The 20,892-nt window shown below is 27.3% G+C and carries 18 protein-coding genes and 1 pseudogene; 4 read left to right on the plus strand and 15 right to left on the minus strand.

Features of this window, described 5'->3' with window-relative positions:
* Positions 1-213 precede the first annotated feature (213 nt).
* Both rpmG and ACJHWB_RS01890 read left to right on the plus strand, forming a co-directional pair.
* Complete coding sequence (gene rpmG, locus ACJHWB_RS01885; RefSeq protein WP_022934977.1) at positions 214-366, plus strand: 50S ribosomal protein L33; 153 nt, start codon at positions 214-216, stop codon at positions 364-366.
* On the plus strand, positions 366-1,433 hold the full coding sequence (locus ACJHWB_RS01890; RefSeq protein WP_483132818.1) for a M24 family metallopeptidase: 1,068 nt from the start codon (positions 366-368) through the stop codon (positions 1,431-1,433). The genes rpmG and ACJHWB_RS01890 overlap by 1 nt, the downstream gene beginning before the upstream one ends.
* On the opposite strand, the gene ACJHWB_RS01895 is transcribed toward ACJHWB_RS01890, so the two are convergent.
* From ACJHWB_RS01895 to ACJHWB_RS01905, 3 genes are all read right to left on the minus strand, one after another.
* The gene (locus tag ACJHWB_RS01895; RefSeq protein WP_483132819.1) at positions 1,434-2,660 is read right to left on the minus strand and encodes an exonuclease domain-containing protein; all 1,227 of its coding nucleotides are present in this window, start codon (positions 2,658-2,660) and stop codon (positions 1,434-1,436) included.
* Between the two features lie 164 nt (positions 2,661-2,824).
* Positions 2,825-4,822: a heavy metal translocating P-type ATPase gene (locus tag ACJHWB_RS01900; RefSeq protein WP_483132820.1), complete on the minus strand. Its 1,998-nt coding sequence runs from the start codon at positions 4,820-4,822 to the stop codon at positions 2,825-2,827.
* Positions 4,822-5,034 carry a hypothetical protein gene (locus ACJHWB_RS01905; protein ID WP_022935598.1) on the minus strand — a complete coding sequence of 71 codons (213 nt, stop codon included), beginning with the start codon at positions 5,032-5,034 and terminating at the stop codon, positions 4,822-4,824. Before ACJHWB_RS01905 ends, ACJHWB_RS01900 begins: the two co-directional genes overlap by 1 nt.
* A gap of 347 nt (positions 5,035-5,381) precedes the next feature.
* On the opposite strand from ACJHWB_RS01905, the pseudogene ACJHWB_RS01910 reads away from it, so the two are divergent.
* A pseudogene (locus ACJHWB_RS01910) lies at positions 5,382-5,644 on the plus strand (MSC_0775 family lipoprotein); the annotation flags it as partial.
* A gap of 94 nt (positions 5,645-5,738) precedes the next feature.
* Here ACJHWB_RS01910 and ACJHWB_RS01915 read toward each other — a convergent pair.
* The 8 genes from ACJHWB_RS01915 to ACJHWB_RS01950 all read right to left on the minus strand — a co-directional run bounded on the left by ACJHWB_RS01915 (position 5,739) and on the right by ACJHWB_RS01950 (position 14,857).
* Positions 5,739-6,200, minus strand: a complete 462-nt coding sequence (locus ACJHWB_RS01915) for a NanQ anomerase/TabA/YiaL family protein (protein ID WP_483132821.1) — start codon at positions 6,198-6,200, stop codon at positions 5,739-5,741.
* A gap of 270 nt (positions 6,201-6,470) precedes the next feature.
* Entirely contained in the window at positions 6,471-7,862 is a 1,392-nt protein-coding gene (locus ACJHWB_RS01920; protein ID WP_483132822.1) for an MSC_0618 family F1-like ATPase beta subunit, read from the minus strand.
* Positions 7,862-9,376 carry an MSC_0619 family F1-like ATPase alpha subunit gene (locus ACJHWB_RS01925; RefSeq protein WP_483132854.1) on the minus strand — a complete coding sequence of 505 codons (1,515 nt, stop codon included), beginning with the start codon at positions 9,374-9,376 and terminating at the stop codon, positions 7,862-7,864. Before ACJHWB_RS01925 ends, ACJHWB_RS01920 begins: the two co-directional genes overlap by 1 nt.
* Positions 9,373-11,517 carry an MSC_0620 family F1-like ATPase-associated subunit gene (locus ACJHWB_RS01930; RefSeq protein WP_483132823.1) on the minus strand — a complete coding sequence of 715 codons (2,145 nt, stop codon included), beginning with the start codon at positions 11,515-11,517 and terminating at the stop codon, positions 9,373-9,375. The genes ACJHWB_RS01925 and ACJHWB_RS01930 overlap by 4 nt, the downstream gene beginning before the upstream one ends.
* A complete protein-coding gene (locus ACJHWB_RS01935; protein WP_483132824.1) occupies positions 11,510-11,980 on the minus strand; it encodes an MSC_0621 family F1-like ATPase epsilon subunit in 471 nt (156 codons plus the stop codon). Before ACJHWB_RS01935 ends, ACJHWB_RS01930 begins: the two co-directional genes overlap by 8 nt.
* Before the next feature lie 2 nt (positions 11,981-11,982).
* Complete coding sequence (locus ACJHWB_RS01940) at positions 11,983-12,846, minus strand: MSC_0622 family F1-like ATPase gamma subunit (RefSeq protein ID WP_483132825.1); 864 nt, start codon at positions 12,844-12,846, stop codon at positions 11,983-11,985.
* A gap of 6 nt (positions 12,847-12,852) precedes the next feature.
* Positions 12,853-13,374, minus strand: coding sequence for a DUF2714 domain-containing protein (locus tag ACJHWB_RS01945; RefSeq protein WP_483132826.1), 522 nt, complete (start codon positions 13,372-13,374; stop codon positions 12,853-12,855).
* Positions 13,367-14,857: an MSC_0624 family F1-like ATPase-associated membrane protein gene (locus ACJHWB_RS01950; RefSeq protein WP_483132827.1), complete on the minus strand. Its 1,491-nt coding sequence runs from the start codon at positions 14,855-14,857 to the stop codon at positions 13,367-13,369. Before ACJHWB_RS01950 ends, ACJHWB_RS01945 begins: the two co-directional genes overlap by 8 nt.
* 161 nt (positions 14,858-15,018) lie before the next feature.
* On the opposite strand from ACJHWB_RS01950, the gene ACJHWB_RS01955 reads away from it, so the two are divergent.
* Positions 15,019-15,825, plus strand: a complete 807-nt coding sequence (locus ACJHWB_RS01955) for a Cof-type HAD-IIB family hydrolase (RefSeq protein ID WP_483132828.1) — start codon at positions 15,019-15,021, stop codon at positions 15,823-15,825.
* A gap of 22 nt (positions 15,826-15,847) precedes the next feature.
* Here the strand turns inward: ACJHWB_RS01955 and ACJHWB_RS01960 are convergent, their stop codons facing one another.
* The 4 genes from ACJHWB_RS01960 to ACJHWB_RS01975 all read right to left on the minus strand — a co-directional run bounded on the left by ACJHWB_RS01960 (position 15,848) and on the right by ACJHWB_RS01975 (position 20,768).
* Positions 15,848-16,528, minus strand: coding sequence for a hypothetical protein (locus ACJHWB_RS01960; protein WP_483132829.1), 681 nt, complete (start codon positions 16,526-16,528; stop codon positions 15,848-15,850).
* A gap of 32 nt (positions 16,529-16,560) precedes the next feature.
* Positions 16,561-17,997, minus strand: a complete 1,437-nt coding sequence (gene mgtE, locus ACJHWB_RS01965) for a magnesium transporter (RefSeq protein ID WP_483132830.1) — start codon at positions 17,995-17,997, stop codon at positions 16,561-16,563.
* A complete protein-coding gene (locus tag ACJHWB_RS01970; protein WP_483132831.1) occupies positions 17,990-18,595 on the minus strand; it encodes a diadenylate cyclase in 606 nt (201 codons plus the stop codon). Before ACJHWB_RS01970 ends, mgtE begins: the two co-directional genes overlap by 8 nt.
* 166 nt (positions 18,596-18,761) lie before the next feature.
* Complete coding sequence (locus tag ACJHWB_RS01975) at positions 18,762-20,768, minus strand: hypothetical protein (protein WP_483132832.1); 2,007 nt, start codon at positions 20,766-20,768, stop codon at positions 18,762-18,764.
* Positions 20,769-20,892: the final 124 nt, after the last annotated feature.

Below are 20,892 nucleotides of genomic sequence, written 5' to 3' on the forward strand. Positions count from 1 at the left end.
TACATGTTTTGATATTAAGTCCTCATTCAAAAACAAAGCAAGTGTTATATATGCTTTGTTTTTTCTTTTTTTTTATTTTTTTTTAAAAAAATATTAGTTTTAAATTAAAATTATAGAAAATAACAAGTTTTTAATAAGAAAACTTATTATTTTTATGCTGTAAATAGTATAATTTACACTTTAAATGTTTAAGTTTATTTCAAAGGAGATTTTATGGCAAGAGATGGCTTTACCTTAAGATGTGAAGATTGTAAAATGGAAAATTACATTAGCAAAAAAAATAAAAAAAACACACCTGACAAAATTGAAATGTCAAAACATTGTCCAAAGTGCAATAAACACACTACTCATAAAGAGAAAAAATAATGAATCGTAAATATTTAGATAAAGATTTTTCTACACACAAATTAGACGTAGTTATATCTTTTGCTTATCAAACACGATTATGAGTAAGTAAAATCAATACTTCAGATGGTATTTTGTTTATTGAAAAAAATCAAAACCACCTTTTTGTAGATAGTCGGTACATTGAAGCTGCAAGGAAAAATGCACAAAATGCTGAGATTCACTTACTTAATAAAGAAAATTTGGATGCTTTTATAAAATCAAAAGTTGATTCTTACAAAAAAATCGGGCTTGAAAAAGAGTATTTAACTATTGGTGAATTTGGGCGTATCAAAAATTGATTCAAAGATGCACAATTTGAGCAACTAAGCGCTCATCAATGAAGAATTTTAAAAACTGATGATGAAGTTGCAAAAATTCAAAAAGCTGTTGATATTTCACTAGAAGCTTTTGAAAAATCAATACCTAATTTAAAAGTTGGAATGAAAGAAAAAGAATTTGATATTATTTTAAATTCTGCAATGAAATCATTAGGTGCTGATAAAGAATCTTTTGATAGCATCATTGCTACTGGAGCAAATTCAGCAATGCCTCACCACAGAGCTGGAGAATCAAAAATCATTTCAAATGATTTACTAAAAATTGATTTTGGTGCTCTTTATAAAGGTTATTGTGCTGACATTACAAGAACAATTGTATTTGAACAACAAGAAAATTTTGACCCAAAAAAATTAGAAATTTTTCAAATTGTTCAAGAAGCTGCCCAAAAAGGACGCCAGACTGTAAAACCTGGAATTGAAGTTGGTTTAGTAGACAAAGCTTGCCGTGACTATATTATAGAAAAAGGTTATGGTGATAAATTTGTTCACTCAACAGGACACGGAGTTGGGATTGATATTCACGAACTTCCTGTTGTAGGAAAAGATATTAAAACTATTTTAGAACCTGGAATGGTAATTACAGTTGAACCTGGAATTTATATTGAAGGTTTAGGTGGTGTTCGAATCGAAGATGTTGTTTTAGTTACAGAAACTGGAAGCAAAACACTAAGTCGTAAATTCGAAATTGATGGTAAAGTAGTAAAATAGTTAATTTTGATTTATTAAAAAACACGAATTTAATTCGTGTTTTTTTTTTTTTTTTTTACAATTTGCTCTATATGTAGCAAAATCAAAAGCAATAATTTGATTCGGTTTTAATATATGAAAAGCCGGTTGTAATCATCTAAACATTGAGGGATTTTGAATTTTTCAAAGACAATCAAAATTAACCATTGGAAGATTATCTAAGGTTTCTGATGTAATATTTAATAATTTTAAAAAATCATGATATTGAATAATTTGAATAAATTTATCTTTTTCTTCTTCATTTAGTTGTTGAACAGATGCAATATCTGCACATTCATCGGTTTCATAATCGCATTGTGTAACAAAAATATTGCTTTCTTTTTTATCTAACACAACTTTACCACCTAAATTTACTATAAATTGAATTAAATTAAGTGTGTGTTTTAATTTTGTTTTTATTTTATAAATCGATAAATAAATTGACTGTTTTGCTAAAACTTGCTGGTTGTTACCTTCGAGTGGTTGACACGCTTCTATAAAAGCATCTAGCAAACGAAGAGTCCATTGCTCACTAATATCTATATCTTCGCTAGATTCTAAAAAATTTTTAAATTTTCACATCCATTGCTTTCTACTCCCAGCAATGCCTAAAACAATAAAATTTTCATTTCTAGCTTTAGATCTAGGGGAAAGTGAAATTAATTCATCTAAACTCATTTCTAACTTTTCTAGCATAACTTTGGTGATTTTCATTGTATTTTCAGCATCAGCTTCTGCATCGTGGTATTTAGGATTTGCACTAATTTGGAGTTCCTCTAAAGTGTTTGTAAGTGAAGTATCTTTATTTGAATTTTTAAAATCACGATAAAAATATCTAATATCATAAAAATCAAAATCAATGCTATCTAAACTATATTTAATACAATCATCATTTAGCGCTTTTACATCTCCATCCAATGTGTGTCCTAAAACCAAATCTGCACTTTGAATCAAATTAACAATAGACTTATAGAAAAATTGAAAAGACTTTTCCTTTTCATACTCTACTTTAGTTCTTTTCAACAATGTTCTTAATGCCCTATAATCTCACTCTGCATTTGAGATATTTGGATTGATAATTAAATTATTCCTATCTAAGATTTGAAAATTTTGGTCAACTAAAACATAACCAAATTCACAAATGCTATGAACTCCGGCTTTTGAGCTGGCATATTCTAGATCAAAAAATAAATATTTTTTTTCTTTCATGATTAAACGATCCTGAAATAGATTTAAAAAACATAATTATTTATAAAAATTATTATGTTTTTTTATTCTCTAAAAACATAATAAAAAATTTAATATGTAGTTTAATTATCACAAAAAAATAAAAAACAACCCAACATAAGATTGTTTTTTATTTAAATTGAAATTTATAAACTTTTTTGTAAAAATTTTTCGTTTCGTTTTTTAAAAAATAATGTATTTAAAATTAAAAATGTTGAAGAAACAAACATTAGCACCATTCCAATAACTGGCAAAATAATTCCAGCTGCCGCTAAAGGAATAAATATTAAGTTAAAAATAATAGCTCAAAGAAAATTGATTTTAATTAATTGATTTGTTTTTTTAATAATAGAAATAGTTTTGTACACTAAAGAAAGATCTGTTTCTAATAATGCAACATCAGCAATCGAACTATTTAATTTCGATCCATTATCAAAAGACATTGACAAAGTGGCTTGTTTGCTTGCTAAAATATCATTAATACCATCACCGACAAAAATTACACCATTATTTTTTTTCAAATCTATTATTAATTTTTCTTTGTCAAACGGTTTGAGATTTGCATAATATTTTTTAATACCCGCTTGAGTAGCTATTTTTTCAACATTTTGTTCATTGTCTCCTGAAGCAATAATAGTTTCATAGCCCAAATTTTGTAATTTACTAATAACATTTTTAGTGTCATCTTTTATTTGATCATGGATTAAAAATACACCAATTACTTTAGAGTCTTTGGCAAAAACAGTATAATTTCCAACTTTTTTAAAATCTAATTTTGAATCAAATTTAAAATCAGATTTATGAGCATAGTCAAGTGAGGTTAAAGAATATTTAGAATTATTTAACTCAACAAACAAACCTTCTCCTGGAGTTTCAACAACATCGTTTAAATGTTCCACATTTATATCTATGTAATTTGAAATAGCTTTAGAAATTGGGTGTTGTGAAACGAGTGCTAATTGTTTGATTAAAGTTAAATTAGATAAGTCACCTTGGAAATCTTGAACCATAGGTTTCCCTTTAGTCAATGTTCCTGTTTTGTCAAAAATAATAGTTTTTGTTTGTAATACTTGTTCATAAACACCAGCATTACCAAACAAAATTTTATTTTTGGAAGCCAAAATAGAAGATGAATAAATGGCAATGGGCGCCGCAATTCCAAAAGCACAAGGGCAAGAAATAACTAAAACCGCTGTGGCAACATAAGTTGCTGATGCAAAAGGATTATCTTTTGGCCCTGTAAATATAGAGTAAATTTTGTCGGTTCCTAAAGTATATCCAATTATTAATCAAACAACAAACATTGTCAAAGATAACAATAAAACACTGGGAGTAAAAACTGCAACAATTTTTGAAGAAATTTTCTCAATTTTAGAAGGTTGTTCAAAAATTGTTTCTAATCTATTGATTGTTTGCATTAAAAATGAATTGGCTGAATTTTTAGTAGCCAAAATTGTTATAGCTTCACCTGTGTTAATACTTCCAGAAAGAATTTCTTGGCCTTGATTAAAACTGATTGGTAATGGCTCTCCATTTATTGAAGAATAGTCTAAAATTGCCAAGTTTGATTTAAGAGTTCCATCAACAGGAATTGACTCACCTTTAGCAACAAAAACAAGATCTCCTGGTTTTATTTTAAAAGTCGGAATTTCAGTTTTTGTACCATTTACTATAATAAATGAATTTTTATTTTTTAATTTTAATAATTCTTTAAGTCCAGAATTAGAATTTTTTTGAAGTTTAGATTCAATGTATCTACCAACGTTGAAAAACAAAAATAAAACAATTGAAATCTCAAAAAATTCCATATGAACTTTTGCACCTTGACTAGCTTTAATGATAAACGCAATTGCTGAATACAAAAATGAAAAATGACCAGCGATTGCAATTAGCAAGTCCATTGTAAAAATGCCTTTTAGTAGATTTTTATAGCTAAAAAAGTATTTTCGCTCTAAAAAAATAACTAAAATTGCAAAAACAAATAATAATGAAATAAGCACTAAAAATGTGTTATTGACATTATCATTGCCACTTTCATGAATTTTAAAATAAGTTTGCTCTAAAATAAAAACTATAAATACAAAAAGAAAAATTATGCTTTCAATTATTATCTTAAATTTTTGATAAGCGTCAGTTTTGTTCATTAGTCTATTCTTTCAGCTACGTAACCTACAGATTTAAGAAGTTCTTCAATAAACTCATCTGAATATTTTTCTTCATCTGCAACAATTTTTAAAATTTTCTCACTAACATTTGCAAATCATTGTAAATCTTCATATTTTGAAAAAAGTTTTTCAAATGTTACATTACAGCTTGCACATTTAATTGGAACAGAAAAACGTCTAGTTGTAGTCATAAACACCTCTATATAATAATTTATGACAATAATTTTAATTTAAAACAAATTTAATTAACAAAAATAATACCTTTTTTTAGTATTAATAATATAAATATAAATGCTAATTTACTTGTGGCTTCTAGAAGATATAAGGAATTTAAAACTTTTTGTACACAAAATTCCTTAATTTCTCCACTCATGTTGGTGAAGATGTTTTAGTTCTCGGTAGAACATTTTAAAAACATTTGCTAAGTCGAAATTTTTAGGTGGCCATTACTCGTAATCACAAAACCTTGACCTAAGGTATTTGAAAATCATCACTCTTCAAATAGATGTAAAAGATTTAAATATTGACTAAAAAAATTAAAAATAAATATTTAATAAATATTGGAGGAGTTCAAGTTTCAACATCCAAACCAATTTTTCTTGTTAATACAGATGTTCTAAAACTAAAGATGAAGATCCTGATTTTAAAGGCTATAAAAATAGAGATTATACAAACTCAATTGATGATTTATTTATTCAAAATTAGGCATTAGATCCTAATTTATTCTTTCAATTTAAAGATGACAAATCTTCTAAAGTACAACTTGACAATTTGTATGCAAAAGCTAAACAAAATGCTTAATTAATTTAAATATTTAACAATAAAAAAGTCAGAAATGCTTTAATTCCATTCTGAACTTTTTTTACTTAATTTGTAGAATAAGTGAAACTTGTTATTAATCTTCAATTTTTAATTTAAAAATTAACTTACGGATATTGGTTTTTTTATGAGTAAATTTTGGTAAGTGAGCTTCACAAGGAAAGAAAAATACAAATTCGCCAACTATTGGTCTTACTAAATTTCTAATGCTATCTTTTTTGTAAAAAGCAACATCTTTTTCATCATCATATTCATTAATAACATTTTTTAAATTTTCTTTAAAATCAAAAAAATAGTGTTCTGTTGGTTCTAATTGTATATGTAAGTCAGCATATTGCTTATGATATTCATACATAGCACTTTTGTCATCAAATGATAAAGCATCTATATTTAAAGCAAATAAATTATCACCTTCAATTTCAACTCTACCTAGTGGAAGTTGGCTAAGTTCTGTATTTTCTAAAAAATTAATTAATTTTGGTAAATACTTGTTAATACTTTTGTATTTATATAAATTTTCAAGTTTATCAAAAATCATGTTGTCTCCCTATTTCATTAAATTTTGCTATCAAGTATGAAATAACAGGTGCAAGCTTAATTTATTTTAAACAAAACTATATTTATTCATAGTTTACTAAAATTTCAAAATTTATATACTTGATATAGCAAAAATTATAGCATATGCTATAAAAATGACTAAAATAATTTAAATTTAATCTATTAAGTTTGAACTCTAATCTATTTAAAATTTTGCATAAAAAAAGACTTTTCTATTTTAAAAGTCTTTTTTTATAAATTTTATATGTTTTTATTCTAAATTTTCTTCATTAGCTTCTACAAGTTCATCAACACTACCAATAAAAGCAAATTTTTCAGGAGAAATGTCTAAAAATTCACCAGCAATAATTCTCTTAACGGAATCAATAGTTTTTGCAAGTGGAACATAAACTCCTTTTTCTTTAGTATAAGCTTCAGCCATAAAGAAGTTTTGAGTAAAGAAGTTTTCCAATTGAAGAGCTTTTCGAACAATAGTTTTACTTTCTTGATCAAGCTCATTAAATCCTAAAATTAAAATAACATCTTCTAAATCTTTATATTTTTTCATAATACTTTTGGCTGCAATAATAGCACTAAAGTGCTCTTCACCAATAATAGTTGCACTAACAGCATTAGATGTTGATAAAAGTGGGTCAAAAGCTGGGAAAATGTTACGAGCCATTTTGTCACGAGAAAGCACAAAGGAACTATCTAAGTGACTAAATAACGAAATAGCAGCTGGATCAGAAAGGTCATCCATTGGTAAGAAAACGGTTTGGAAAGAAGTAATAGAACCATTTTGATTTTGGAACAATCTATCTTGAATAAATGAAACATCACTATCTAAAGTTGCGTGGTAACCACCAATTGAAATATTTTTTTCAAGTGCTGAAGCAACTTCATTAGTTGCTTGAATAAAACGGTAAATATTGTCAATAAATAATAAAACATCTTCTTTGTTATGGTCACGAGCATATTCAGCACAAGTTACACCCATTGGAACAATCATTGAACGAGCTCCAGGAGTTTCATTCATTTGAGCAACAAACATTGTTGATTTTTCCATCAAATTAGATTCTTCAAGTTCTTGATAAAGCTCAAGTCCTTCACGACTACGCTCACCTGAACCAACAAAAATTGAAGTAACTTTTTCTTTTTGTTTAGAAACGTTGAAAATAACCTCTTTCATTAAAACGGTTTTTCCAACCCCAGCTCCACCAAAAATTCCAATTTTAAATCCTTCGAAAATTGGTACAAAAAAGTCAAGAGCTTTAATTCCAGTTTCAAGTAATTTTGGTGTGTGATCAAATTTTGTCTTACTTAAACTAATTGTAGAATTTATATTAACAGTATCAATTCTCATTCCAGGTGAATTTAAACTTTTTCCTAAAATATTGAACACTTGATTCTTAGCAGCACCTCCTACTGGAACCTGTAGAAATTCTAAAGTGTTTACAACTTCTTCGCCAACTGAAATTGCTTTTTCTTTATAAATAACAATTGCTCTCACAAGACCTTGGTCTAAAATTTTTTTAACAACCAATATTGTTTGTCTATTATGCATTTCAAGACGCTGATCAAGTTGAATTTTGTTGTTATAATCATTAAATTTAATTTCAACAACGTTAGTTCAAATTTGGGTAACAATTCCATTAAGTGTCATTATTCATCTCCTTTAGCACTAGTTATTGATTCTGGCAAATCATCAATAAATGGCATAGGTATTTCAATTTCTAATTGTTCTTTAGCACCATTAGCTTTTAAGAATGTGTTTACGGCATTAACAAAATAGCTTCGTGCAAGTTTGTCATCAACAAATTGATTGTCAACATATTTTTTAAAAATTGTTGCAGCTAATTGATCACTTTCAACAAAAGAGTAAATAAAATCAACAACTTTTGAAGGTTCAACAACATTTTTGAGTAATCCTCAAGAAATAATTTTAATTCCAAAAAGAACAATCTTTTGTGAATAAAAACTATGTCCTTTTTGGATTAAGAACTTCTCAATTTGACTTCCTTTAAATAGTAAATCTGAAGTTTCTTTATTAAGATCGTAATCCAATTTTGAAAGTTTAATTTGTTTTTGATAGTTGTAATATAATGAGTTGATTTCTTTAGAAATGCTACGAATATTCTTAGCTTGCACAGATGAACCTGTACGAGAAACAGATAACCCAATGTTTATAGCTGGAATTTTACCTTCAGCAAATAAAGCACTAGATGTTATAACCTGTCCATCTGTAATTGAAATTACGTTTGAAGAAATCAAAGCTGTAATGTCATCATCAACAGTTTGTAAAATTGGTAAAGCTGTAATTGATTTACGACCAACAAAACATCCTGAACGCTCTAATAACTTAGAGTGAGCATAGAAGATGTCACTTGGGAAAGCTTCTTTACCAATTGGTTGATTGGTGAGAAGTGCAACCTCACGATAGACGCTAGCGTGTTTCGAAAGATCATCAAACACAATTAGCACATCATTTTCATAACTAAGATTTTCAGCATGTGCCATAGCGAAATAAGGAATTAAATACTGGTCAAAAGGACTTGTTGATGGTGCGTGGAAAATAATTGTGTTATCCATAGCTTTATGTTCAGTTAGTGTTTTATAAACAAAATTTAAGTTTTGTCTTTTTTGTCCTACTGAAACATAAATACATTTTGTGTCAGTGCCTCGTTGGTTAATAATAGCATTTAATCCAATATGAGTTTTACCAGTTTGACGGTCACCAACGATTAATTCACGTTGACCAAATCCAACTGGGGTAAATAGGTCAATTGCTAAAATTCCAGTGTAGAGTTGGCGGTCAAGATTTTCGCGCTCTAAAATTGAAGCCGCTGTTGCAAAAGCAGATGATTGCTTTGTTCCAAAACTTAGTGGATATTCAAAAGCAGGCTCAATAATATTCCCTGCAAAATCAACAATTTTGCCAAAAAATTCGTTAGCTGTTCTAACAAGGTCGAAATTTTTAATTTCAACAAGCTCATCACCAACTTCTACATTACCTTTTTGATTATTAAACAATAAATAAGCTTGATTTTGATTTGCTTGAATTACTACAGCTTTAATTTCCTCTTTACCTTTTATACTAAAAAATTGTTGTTCTTGTCATTGGTATTCACCTTTGGCAAGCAAAACATAGTCGAGAATTGATGCAACTTTAATCATTATTTTTTACTCCTTTTTAAAATAAAACTACGTTGTGTCACTACAACAGCCAACAACACAGCAACTATAATTGCGACACTTATATAAATTATTAAGTTAGTGTTGTAACTTTGATTTTGCTCTTGATTATATTTTTCTAATGAAGAAGCAAAATCAACTGCAACCTGATTTTTAGCCGATTTTGAATCAGTTGATGGGTTAGAATTGTTATTTGCGTCTTGAATATTTTTGCTATAAAATGCAATTTGACCTAATAGTTGACTAGCTTTATTCAATTTCCGGCCATAGTTGATGACATCAGAGTAGTGAGCTATTAAGTTTGGATTTATTTTGTGAATGGTTTGACGCAAAAGTAAATTTTGTTCCCTAGCTTTGTTAAAAATTTTATCAACATCTGATTTAGAAATAGATAATTTTTGTAAAGTAGTTTCAACTTGTTTTATTTTATCCTTATCACCTTTTTTATCAATATTTGATGAATTTAACAGATTATAAATATTTAATAGATGAGTATAGTAAATTAAATAGTAGTAATCCAAAGCTTTGTTACTATCAATGATAGATTTTTGAAAAAAATCTATAAATTGAGATTGACTAGCCACAAATAAACGTGAACTCGAACCATTTATATAACTACGAACTAATTTCTTTTGAGCACTTAAAAATTGATTGTTGTAAAAAACTTTTGTAAGCAAGTAAAAGAAGTTGTAAATTAAATTTTGTGATAACTGTGAATAATTTTTAATATCTGAAAATTTAAAATCACCTTTAATATTAAGAGTGTCAAAAAAATCATCAACAACTTTTGAAACCCCTAAATTCGAAGTATATAAATTTTTCGTTAAAATAATTTTAGTTTCTTGTGTGTCAGTGGGTTCGAAATCATTGTAAACTGGAATAGTGTATGACTTTTGATATTTTTCTGGTGTAGAACTTTGTTTAGCCTTTTGAACATTATCGATAATTTGAACTTGAGCTTCTAATTTATTATTTGTAATATTCAATGATTTGACTTCATATTTAAAACGAGAATGAATTGGATTTAAGAAAAAGAACATTGTTGCTTTTTGTTCCTTAGTTGCTGAATTAAAAATTTTCTGTACATCTTGTGGTGTTTTTTTAATTAAATCCCAATGTAAAATCGGACTTAAATCAGGTGCAATTCGAATTTCAAATTCAGGTTTTTGTCCAATTTGCGGAGGAACATTCAAGTCAATGTCTTTTAAAGCGCTATCAATTTGAACTTGTGGACTTTGTGAACTACTTGGATTTGGCAATTGATTCAGTGATAGATCTAAGAGCAAGGATTGTTTTTCAAAATAACTTTGAATTCAATCGGATCAACTAGAAATTCCCGGTTTATTCAAAGGTTCTGATTCTAAAATTGTATTTTGCTCTTTTCCAGTGGTATTTAATTTAAGTTTAAAGTTTTTCTTGTATTGAGGAAATTCATCTTCTTTAAATAAGTAATTTTGATAACCTGAACTTAATTGAGCAAAATAACCTTTAATTCTTTTTTCAAAATCTTTACCTTTTAATGTGTTTTTAGTATCCTTTACATTATCTACTTTAACATTTGGTAATTGACTATAATCACTTTTGTCAGCTGTACCCCATTCAATACCATTAAAATCATCTTTACCGAATTTAACATCACCTTGTTTTAAGTTAATATTATTACTATAAATATAAGGTGTTAAAAAATTTAATCCAAATGCAATAGGATCTTGTTCAATTTGTTCTTTATTGGCATCAAAATAGTGTTTGAGTTGTAATCAAAAGAAACTTTGTGAAAGGCGATCTTCTAGATTGTTACGAGTTTTTGAAAAAATAACACCCAATTTATTATCAATATCTTTCTTGACCTGATCAACAAAGTTTCCAATAAGTTGAGCACGATTGTCGTCTCATCACTTTTGATTGTTTTTTAAATCTTCTTCAGTAATTGGTTCTTCAGCTTTTTTATTATTTAAATTTGCCGGAGTATTGGAATCGCTTGAATTTGCATCACCACTAGCTTGCCCTTGTTCGGAATTGCCATTTGGATCACTTGGGTTCGCCGGTGCGGGGCTCTGGGCAACAAAAACTACTGGGGAAATTGCGATCGGTAATACCGATAAACCTAATAAAAATTTTTTAGTCATAAACCACCTCCGTTTTTACAAGTGAAAATAATTCTTTTAATTTAATTTCATCACTTGCAATTTTACTCATGTAAAATTTTGAAAATAGTTCATAATTTCTATCAAAATCTAAAATTGCTTTATTTTGTAATTGAGTAATTAGGCTTTGTTTTTTGCTAATAAGTTCTTCTTTTTGAGCAGCAAAAGCTTTTATATCACTTTTGTAAAAAACTAATGGAGAACTTAAATTAATCATCACATCTTTTTCTAAACTATAAATTAAACTATTGTGAGCGAACATAAAATATGTTTTAGTACCTTTAACTAGTTTAATAAGACAAAATTTTTGGTTAACCGCATTAAATCTTTTCAATTCACTAAATTGTTTTTCTTGGTCAACATTCAAAAATACATTGTAACCTTTTAGATAAATATGTTTTTGTTCATTTGTTAGGATATTTAAATTTCAAAGTGGTGCTTTCATAATTAAAAAATCCTTTTCGCTTTTGGTTTGATAAGATTTAATTCTTCAATTTCTAGTTCACGCTCAATTTTTAAAATTGTTGTTTTAAGTTTTTGCATTTTTTCTTCAATTTCTTTGAGTAAGGAATTTTCATGAATTAATTTGTTTTTGTAAACAATAAATTGTGATTCTAGAAGCAAGATGTGGACTGCGGATGTAAAATATGAAATTAATTGAGCTTGTCAAAATTCATCATAATTAGGAAAAAATTTAAAATCAGCTAATTTGTTTTTAACAATTTCAAAACGACTAGCTGAAATATCAGCTTTAAAATCAAATTCATTTAAAGGATAAATTGTTGCTAAAAAATTGTGAATTTTATTTGAGTAAATTGCAAACTTCACTTCATGAAATTGTTTGTCTCTTATTCCAAAATCAACAAATTGAGCAATTTTTTGTGCAATTAAAAATAAATTTTTTTCCTGTACAAATTGAGCTACCACTTCATAACCATTTCTCTTAGCAAATTCTAGAGCACGACTTCCAATTGTAATTATTTGGTCACCTTTTTTAAAATTAGTTTTAATAGTTTCTTCAATTTGCTCAAAAAAGTTTTGTGTGTATTTTTCTTCGCTACTTGGATATACTCAAAGTGTCTTATTTGATTTTCTTTGTATTTTTTTAATAGTTTGAGAGACTATTGAGGATAAATTAAGCTGATGAGCTTGATTTAAAAAAAGTTGACCAATGAGAAAAAAGTCGTATATTTCACGGATAGTTTTAAGTAGCTGGTTAATCTCGATTAATGAAATGTTACGATTAAGTGTGACTAATTCATTAATTTTCCTTAAATTAACAAGTTTTTCCTTTTTCTCATTTAAATTCATAATTTACTATTTTTCTCCGGTACTAATTTCACTAAAGACAACTTTAAGTTTTTGTGTTTGTTTGGATACAAAAACAATAATACCTTCGGCAACTTCAACAAAAGCTTGTTTGTCTGTTATGTATTTTCAAATTAAAATATTTAATTGTTTTAAAAATATATCAAAAATCGCATCTTCTTTACTTTCAAAAAAATTAGATGCCATTATGTTAGAAGATTCTTGTTCTGTAACAATAGGAACTAGTTTTGTGATTCCAAAACGAGATGTCTTTGACCAAGAAATTACAAAATTTTTAAAAATTAATTCTTGATGACTTTTATAAGCTTTTAGTGCTTTTTCTTTAAAAAGTGTTACAACTTTTAAATCATGAGATTCTGATGAAACTAATAAAGCCAAATTTGCAATTGCATCAAAACTAACAAATTTTTCTTCACCTACAATACTATAGTAATCTGAATATTCTTTAGTAAAATCAATAGATTCGTTTGTTCTTTTTTTATTTTTTGAATTTGAAATAAACTTAAGCATTTTTCTCCTTTATAAGCCTTGTTTTAGCTTGTTGAATAAAAATATTTTTTGCTATTAAATAAGCTAAATTTGAAATTGTTAAAATTGTAGTGAAAATACTAAAAATTGTTAAAAATTGTCAACTATAATCTATAAAAGTAACTAAATTTAATTTCTTAGATGTGTTTTTTATTAAAACAACACTATTAGAATATAAATAAAAGTTTCAAAGTCCTAAAACTTGTAATACAAGATATAAGACTAATACTAATCCGACAATAATTTTATTAATTCTTGCCATCTCTGTGTTTTTTATAACAAAAATAGAATAACTATAAATAACAAACACAGCGGCTATGAGTCAAATTCAAACATTTTCTTTAGCGCTAGCAGAGTTAAATAACAACAAGGATGAAATTATTGCAAACAAAGCATTAGTTACTAGAAATATCATCAAACTATAATTTGTTATAAATTTATGTAAACCTTTATAAAAAAATACAAAGGAATACAAACTAGCAAATATTAGAAAGAAAACTAACTCAACAATAACATTTACGTAAAAACTATTAAAACTGCTATTAAATATTGAGAACATACCAAAATTTATAGTTGTATAAATAGCAACAAAAATATGGTAAATCAATGTAGTTATAATTGGTAAAAGTATAAATGATAGTGATGTTACTTTTTTAGTTAGTTTTAAATATGTATTTTTATAAAAATATATTTGAGTAGAAAAACCTAAACTTATAAAAATTAATGATATAGATAAAATTGCTACTAAAATTGCTGAATTAGTAGATGTTCCTATTTGTGCTACAAATTTATAAAGCCAGTCAGTAATAGGATTGTTTACAGTTACTGTTGTATAGTTTATTGCTAAAATACCAAATATAATGGCAAAAACTAAAAATAAAATAGTTTGTGATAAATAACTTGTAATTTGAAGTCAAAAAAACTTACGAAAATCATAGTTTATTTGTTGATTTCTTTTGCTCACAATTCATCAATCAACAAAATTTAAAATTAAAAGTAAAAATATTTGTAAAGAAAATAAATAAATCGGCAATCACTTCGTAGTTAAATATGCAAAGTACAAAATAATATTTGTAATCGCTAATGAAAGAAACAAGTGTGCAGTGATTTTAAAAAATAAACTTTGTTTGTAATTAATAAAACTAGTATAGGTTTTGTATAAAAATACAAAACTAAAAAATATTAAAATAATAGATCTAGCTACTCGAATAGAAATCTCTTCTCTCAACTCAAGATTTATAGGGTTAAATATAATAGAAATGTTATAAACTTCTTTAGATCCTAAATTAAAAAACGATCTAGAAGAATCAAACAAAATACCTAATGTGAATGCAATTGTAAGGAAAGCAACCACAAAAAAAGCTAAGCGTTGTTTTAGCTTATCGGAACTAAGTATCTTTTGTGTTTTAAATTGACGTAGTTTCAACTTATTGGAAATAACATTAAAGTGAATAATCTTTTGCATTTCAAAATAATTATAATTCTTTTTTTTTTTTTTTTTATATATATTTATTTTTTTATTTTAAATTGCAAAATTAGTTTAAAATACTTTTTTTAATATAAAAAACATAATAATAAAAATTTTAAATGTAATTAAAATTTAAAATGTTATAATTTCATCTCCAAATGAAGCAAAAATTAATTTTTACAGATATTGATGGAACACTTTATGGTAAAAATTTTACTTTAAGTTCCGAAACCATTAAATTTATTAGTCAAATTTCAAATTTAAATGCAATTGTTATTTTAAATACAGGCAATAGTTTTGCATCGAGGGTTAAAAAAGTTGCAGCTGATTTAAATATCAGTTATGTTTTAACCTCGAATGGGGCCTTATTAAGTGATATAAAAACCAATAAACAATATATTACTAATGGAGTTTTTTCAAAAGAAGTTCAAGATTTTGTTTTAAAAATTGCTAGTGATTTGAATATGCAATGCAACTTTTGAAACACTACCACTTTTTTTAGTTTTAATCCAAAAAGTCAATTTTCTGACTCATATAATTATGCGCTTTTAAACACAAATGATGTTGTTTTTGTAGATAAACCTCAAAATGATGTTATTAAAATGGAACTTTTTGGTACTGATGAACAAAGAGCTCATGCTTTTGAAATAATTCAAACAAATCCTAATATTTCTGCTGTAGCTGTTAGTGGAATCAACATTGAAATGACTCCAAAAAATGTTTCAAAAGGAAGTGGTCTTCAATTTGTATGTAAAATGTTTGATTTTGAAGTTGAAAATGCAATGGCAATAGGTGATTCTGCAAATGATATTTCAATGCTCCAATTAACTCCTTATTCATATGCGATGGCAAATGCTCATGCTGAAGTCAAAAAAATAGCCAAACTAAACACTTGCGCTTGCGATCAAGAAGGTGTTGTAATGGCTATTAAAGATTATTTATATCGAACTAAAAATTTTAAATAATTTTTGTTTATTTTTTAAAAAACTAAATTCAAACAATTTTTCTGCTTGGGTTTGTTTTTTTGCTAAAAATTTGTATATAGTAGAAAACACCCTGAATAATACTTATTGCAAAACCTATAACTTGCAAAATAAAAGCTACTCAAAGATTGCTTTGTGACAAAATGTCATGGCCTAAAAAAATAATTCAAAAAATATTTAAAACAATTAAATCATGAATAAAGAAAAAAGGGGCATACACTAAAGTTTTCTTTCTAATTGCAATAATAGTTTGCGGTAAAAATGAAAAAGAAAGAAAAGATGTTCCTATAAACGAAATTATATATTGTCCATTTTCATCAATATTGACATAAATTTTCAAAAAAAATAAAACACTTATGACTATAACACCTATAATAATCAGCAAACAGAAAAGCACATTTATTAATTTAAATCAAGTTGGTAAAATACGCGTTTTGTAATAAAAACTAAATAAAATTACAAATAAAAAAGTAATTAAACCATTTAATAATTCAGTTACTATAATTTGTGCTTTTTGTAATGATGAACCATAAATTAAATAAATGAGCACACCTAAAAAATAAATTCATCAACTAATTATTGAAGCTGATTTAATTTCTTTGCTTTTGTATGCATTTATCACCATTGGTAGTCCTAAAATTGCAGTAGTAAAAGATGCTAACCAACCTATGACAGTAATATACATAATTTTAACCTTTCTTACACAAGTTACTAATTTTAAATTAGTAAAAACACTATTATAGTAATTCCGAAAAAAATAAATGTGGATATTGAATCAGTTAAGGTGGCAAGAACTGGTGCAGACATAACTGCAGGATCGCGTTTAAATTTTTGAGCAAAAAGTGGAATAGTCGCTCCTAAAATTTTAGAAAAAATAATTACTGTAAGCAAACTCAATGATGAAGCAGCTGATAAAATTAAAACAAAATCACGGTTAGCTAAACTTGCTCCTTCTGGTTTGGTGGTGTCCAATAGTTCACCTTTTAGACTAAAGTATAAAATAAGACGAACAAAATTGAAAAGCATTAAAATTGCACCGACAACAGTTCCAACAAAAAATTCTTTGACAAATACTTTTTTAAATGCTGATTTACCTCCTATTTCATTCAAAGACAAAGCACGAACAACTGTTGTAGCTGACTGAGATCCCGCATTTCCTGCAGAACCTGAAATAACAGGAATCATCGAAACTATAGTACTTACAAAAACACTTAAACCTAAAGTTTTAAAAGTAGACTCACCTTGCATCAAATTAGTGAAAGATTCAATAATATATTGTGATAAGGTTGAACCAAACATTAAAATAATTAATCAAAAAATCCTAGATTTTACTAATTGTAGAATAGATCTTTTTATATATGAGTCATCAATTTCTTTAGAAGAAATACCAGCTAACTTATACATATCCATAGTGGTTTCTTCTTGAATAATTTCGATAATATCATCACTTGTTACCATTCCAATGAGTCGTTGAGCTGAATTAACAACAGGCAAAACTGAAAAATCATTTTTCGCAAAAATATTAGCTGCAACTTCTTTATTGTCTGAAGTTGATAGCGAAGGTACACCAAAAATAATTTCGCTAATAGGAAGGTTTGGTTCGCTAAAAACAATATCTTCAAGTGTTGTTGCCCCTACTAATTTTTTTTGTTCATCAACAACATAGTAGTAATGGACAAGTTCAGCAAGATCTTTAAATTTACGAATTTTTTCTAAAGCCTCTTTACAAGTTAGTCTATCACTTAAATAAATAATGTCAACTGACATAAAAGCGCCAATTTGATTATCATTATAACTTAATAATTGATTAACTTTTTTACGAGTGTCATTATCGATATTACGCAAAATTTTTTGAGTGATTTGCTCAGGCATTTCTTCGAGCAACTCTGCAATTTCATCTGTATACAACTCATCCAGTAACTGAGTCATTTGATTATCTGGGAGTAAATTAATAATATCTTTTTGAATTTCTACAGGGAAAAAACTAAAAATTTCACCTGCCGTTTCAGTATCTAGCATTCTTAAAAATAAAACACGATTGTAAGAATCAAATTTAGAAACAATTTCTACAACTTCAGTTAATGGGGTTTGATTGCAAAATTGACGAACTTGGCTAACCTTTTTTTGGCTAACTAGGTGTGACAGATTATTCATTTTTCCAACTCATCTCCTGTTCTAAAATTTCAACAAACTTATCTAAATTAGGAATTTTTAAAAATTGTGAGTGACGAGCTAAAAGAACTTCACCTGTAGTTTCAGAAACAACAATAGTAATTGAATCTGTTACTTCAGCTATACCAAGAGCAGCTCGGTGACGAGCGCCATATTGGTGGTCTGACATTGGAGATTCAGACACACTAAAATAAGTTGAAGCAAAAGCAATACGATCATCAAAAATAATTACTGCACCATCGTGCAAAGGCGATTTTTTATGAAAAAGTGATATTAAAAGTGATGCTGATATTTTAGCATCAATTGCAACTCCATCTGTTCGATATTGATCAAGACTAACTTGTTGCTCAATTGTAATGAGTGCGCCTATTTTGTTTTTAGAAAAATATTTAATTGCATATTGCAATTCATAAACAATTTTTTTTTGAGTCGAAATTCCTAAATCATTATAATTAGACTGATTTTTAGCTTTATGAGTAGTTTTATAATGAAAAAATAATCAAACTAAAAATCTACCAATCACAAGTATAAAAATCACTGTTACAAAAAATAAAGTGATAATTTGCACTATTGATTCCATAATTCCTCCTCAAAACAATAATTATTTAGCAATTATACTATAATTTCTTTGCTTTTATTTGTTTTTAAACAATGATAATATTGAATTTGTTTCGGGTTTTTAGTTTTTTACAAATAAAAAAACTAGCTTAAAAACTAGTTTTTTTATTTTATTAAATTTTAGTTAATTAAACTAAACTTGCACTAAAAATAAAGAACATAACAACTACAACAATGATAACTGCAATTAATCCAAATACAATAAATCAAAGCACATAAGCTGGAATTCCTCAAAATCCTGATTTTTTAGTAGTAACTAAAACAATCTCTTCATCTGGTTTATTTTTTTCAGAAACAGCACCAATAATAGCTGAAGTATCATCAACTGCAAATCTACCTACACCTTGACCAGTTGCTGGACCACCAACTCCACCACCATAACCACGTTTGGTGTTAACACTGCCATCTAAAAGTTCATCATAAGAATCACTGTCAACTCCATCCTCAGGTGTGTAGATAATACCACGATTTGAATCATGTGAGTCAACAAAAGTTTGATCTTTTAATTTAGCAAGTGGACATTCTTGCTCAGAAGTACTTAAACTACATAATTGAGATCCATGAGATTTTCCATCGTAACTAATATGTGGGAAATAAGATTTTAGTAACTCTTCTATTGAAATTCCACGGTCGGCAAATAATTTTTGACATCCTTGACATTCAAGAGCTTCAAGTAAATATAGTTTATATCTTTGACAAAAGTCACAAGTAGCAATGTGTTGACAAGCTGGACAAACAAATTCTGTTGAAGCTATAATAGGGGCAGGTGTTGGGTCAATTAAATGATCCAAGTTAACAACTGGATTTAACTCTAGATCATCGCATTCTAAATGATCACATTCACATAATTCTTCTAAATTTGAACTAGTTGGCTCAACAATAATTTCTTCAGTAGAAATAGAAACTTGTTCTTGTGAATTGTTAATTAAACGATTTTGCTCTAGAATATAATCAAGAGTTGGCTCAATTTCTTGTCCGGTACACAATTGACATTTGCAATCATAAGGTAGTTCATGCTCTATAGTTTGTGGTTTAGAGTCTTTGAATGATAAAATGTAATCAAGATCTGAACTTGGATTTTGGCATTCATGACAAAAACATTCATAAGGTAACTCGTAGGATTTTTCCTTAGCTATTGGTTCAGAAATGTCTTCTTTAACAAAATTATTTGAACTAATTGATGAACAATGGTTAGTTTTGCAACTATTACTCAACAATGTTTCAACAGGCAAGTCGACTTGATCTCCTGTTGATTCAACAACATCTTTATATTCATTAGCACAATCTACACAATTACAACTATATAATAATTCTGAATCAACATCACTAAATTTAGAACTAGATTTGCTAAATTCTTGAGTATTTTCACAATGACATGAAAAATCTTTGGTTACTAATTCATCTACAACAACAGGTTTGATGTGATCGAAACCATCAACACAACTATCACACTTACATTCTTTTATTTCTGCAACCATTGTTGGTTCTTCAACATCTTGACCTAAACATTTAGGACAATCACATGAATAAAAATCTTCTTCAGCAATTTTTGACTCTAATTCATCACTATGTGGTTCTTCTTTGGTAGTACATGCTCCAGATTCACAAGATAAATCAAAAGAATCTAAATTAATTTCAATTGAATCACAACAGCATTCTAATTCATCTTGTTTAAGTCTTTCTTGACAAACCTCACACTCAACAGGTTCTTCATCACTTTCGACATTAAATAAAATTTTATTAATTGTTTTAGAAACATTAAGATCTTTATTATTTGTTTGTTCTTCTAAAACTTGCGCAAATTCTTCTTCTGTATATTGAAGTTGTTCAATAATATCACCAGTGCTAGATGGGTCAGCAATTTTTTCTAATAACATTTGCACATCTGCAGCATTAAGAGAATCAAGACTTCTTTTAAATGGAAACTTAATAACCAAAGCAAACTTTTTATTTTGGCGCACTCATAGACGTGAAACCAAATTAAGGCTATTAATCTTTACTAATAAATCAAAAAAATTAGCAAAAACACCAATGGTTTGTTTATCATAACGAAGTGTGTGTTGACAAACACGTTGCCCATTGTTTTCATAGCATAATTCAGAACTGTAGAATTTAAGAATTTTATTTTTCCCCATAGTGATTCTCTTTTGTAATATTTATTAAAAATTCATTTTAAAAATTTTACCATAAAAAGCAAGCTTTTAAATAAAATTCACTTACTTTTATAGCATTTTAAAAATGAAGTTAAATTATTTTAAA

The sequence above is a fragment of the Mesomycoplasma sp. genome, from assembly GCF_056854695.1.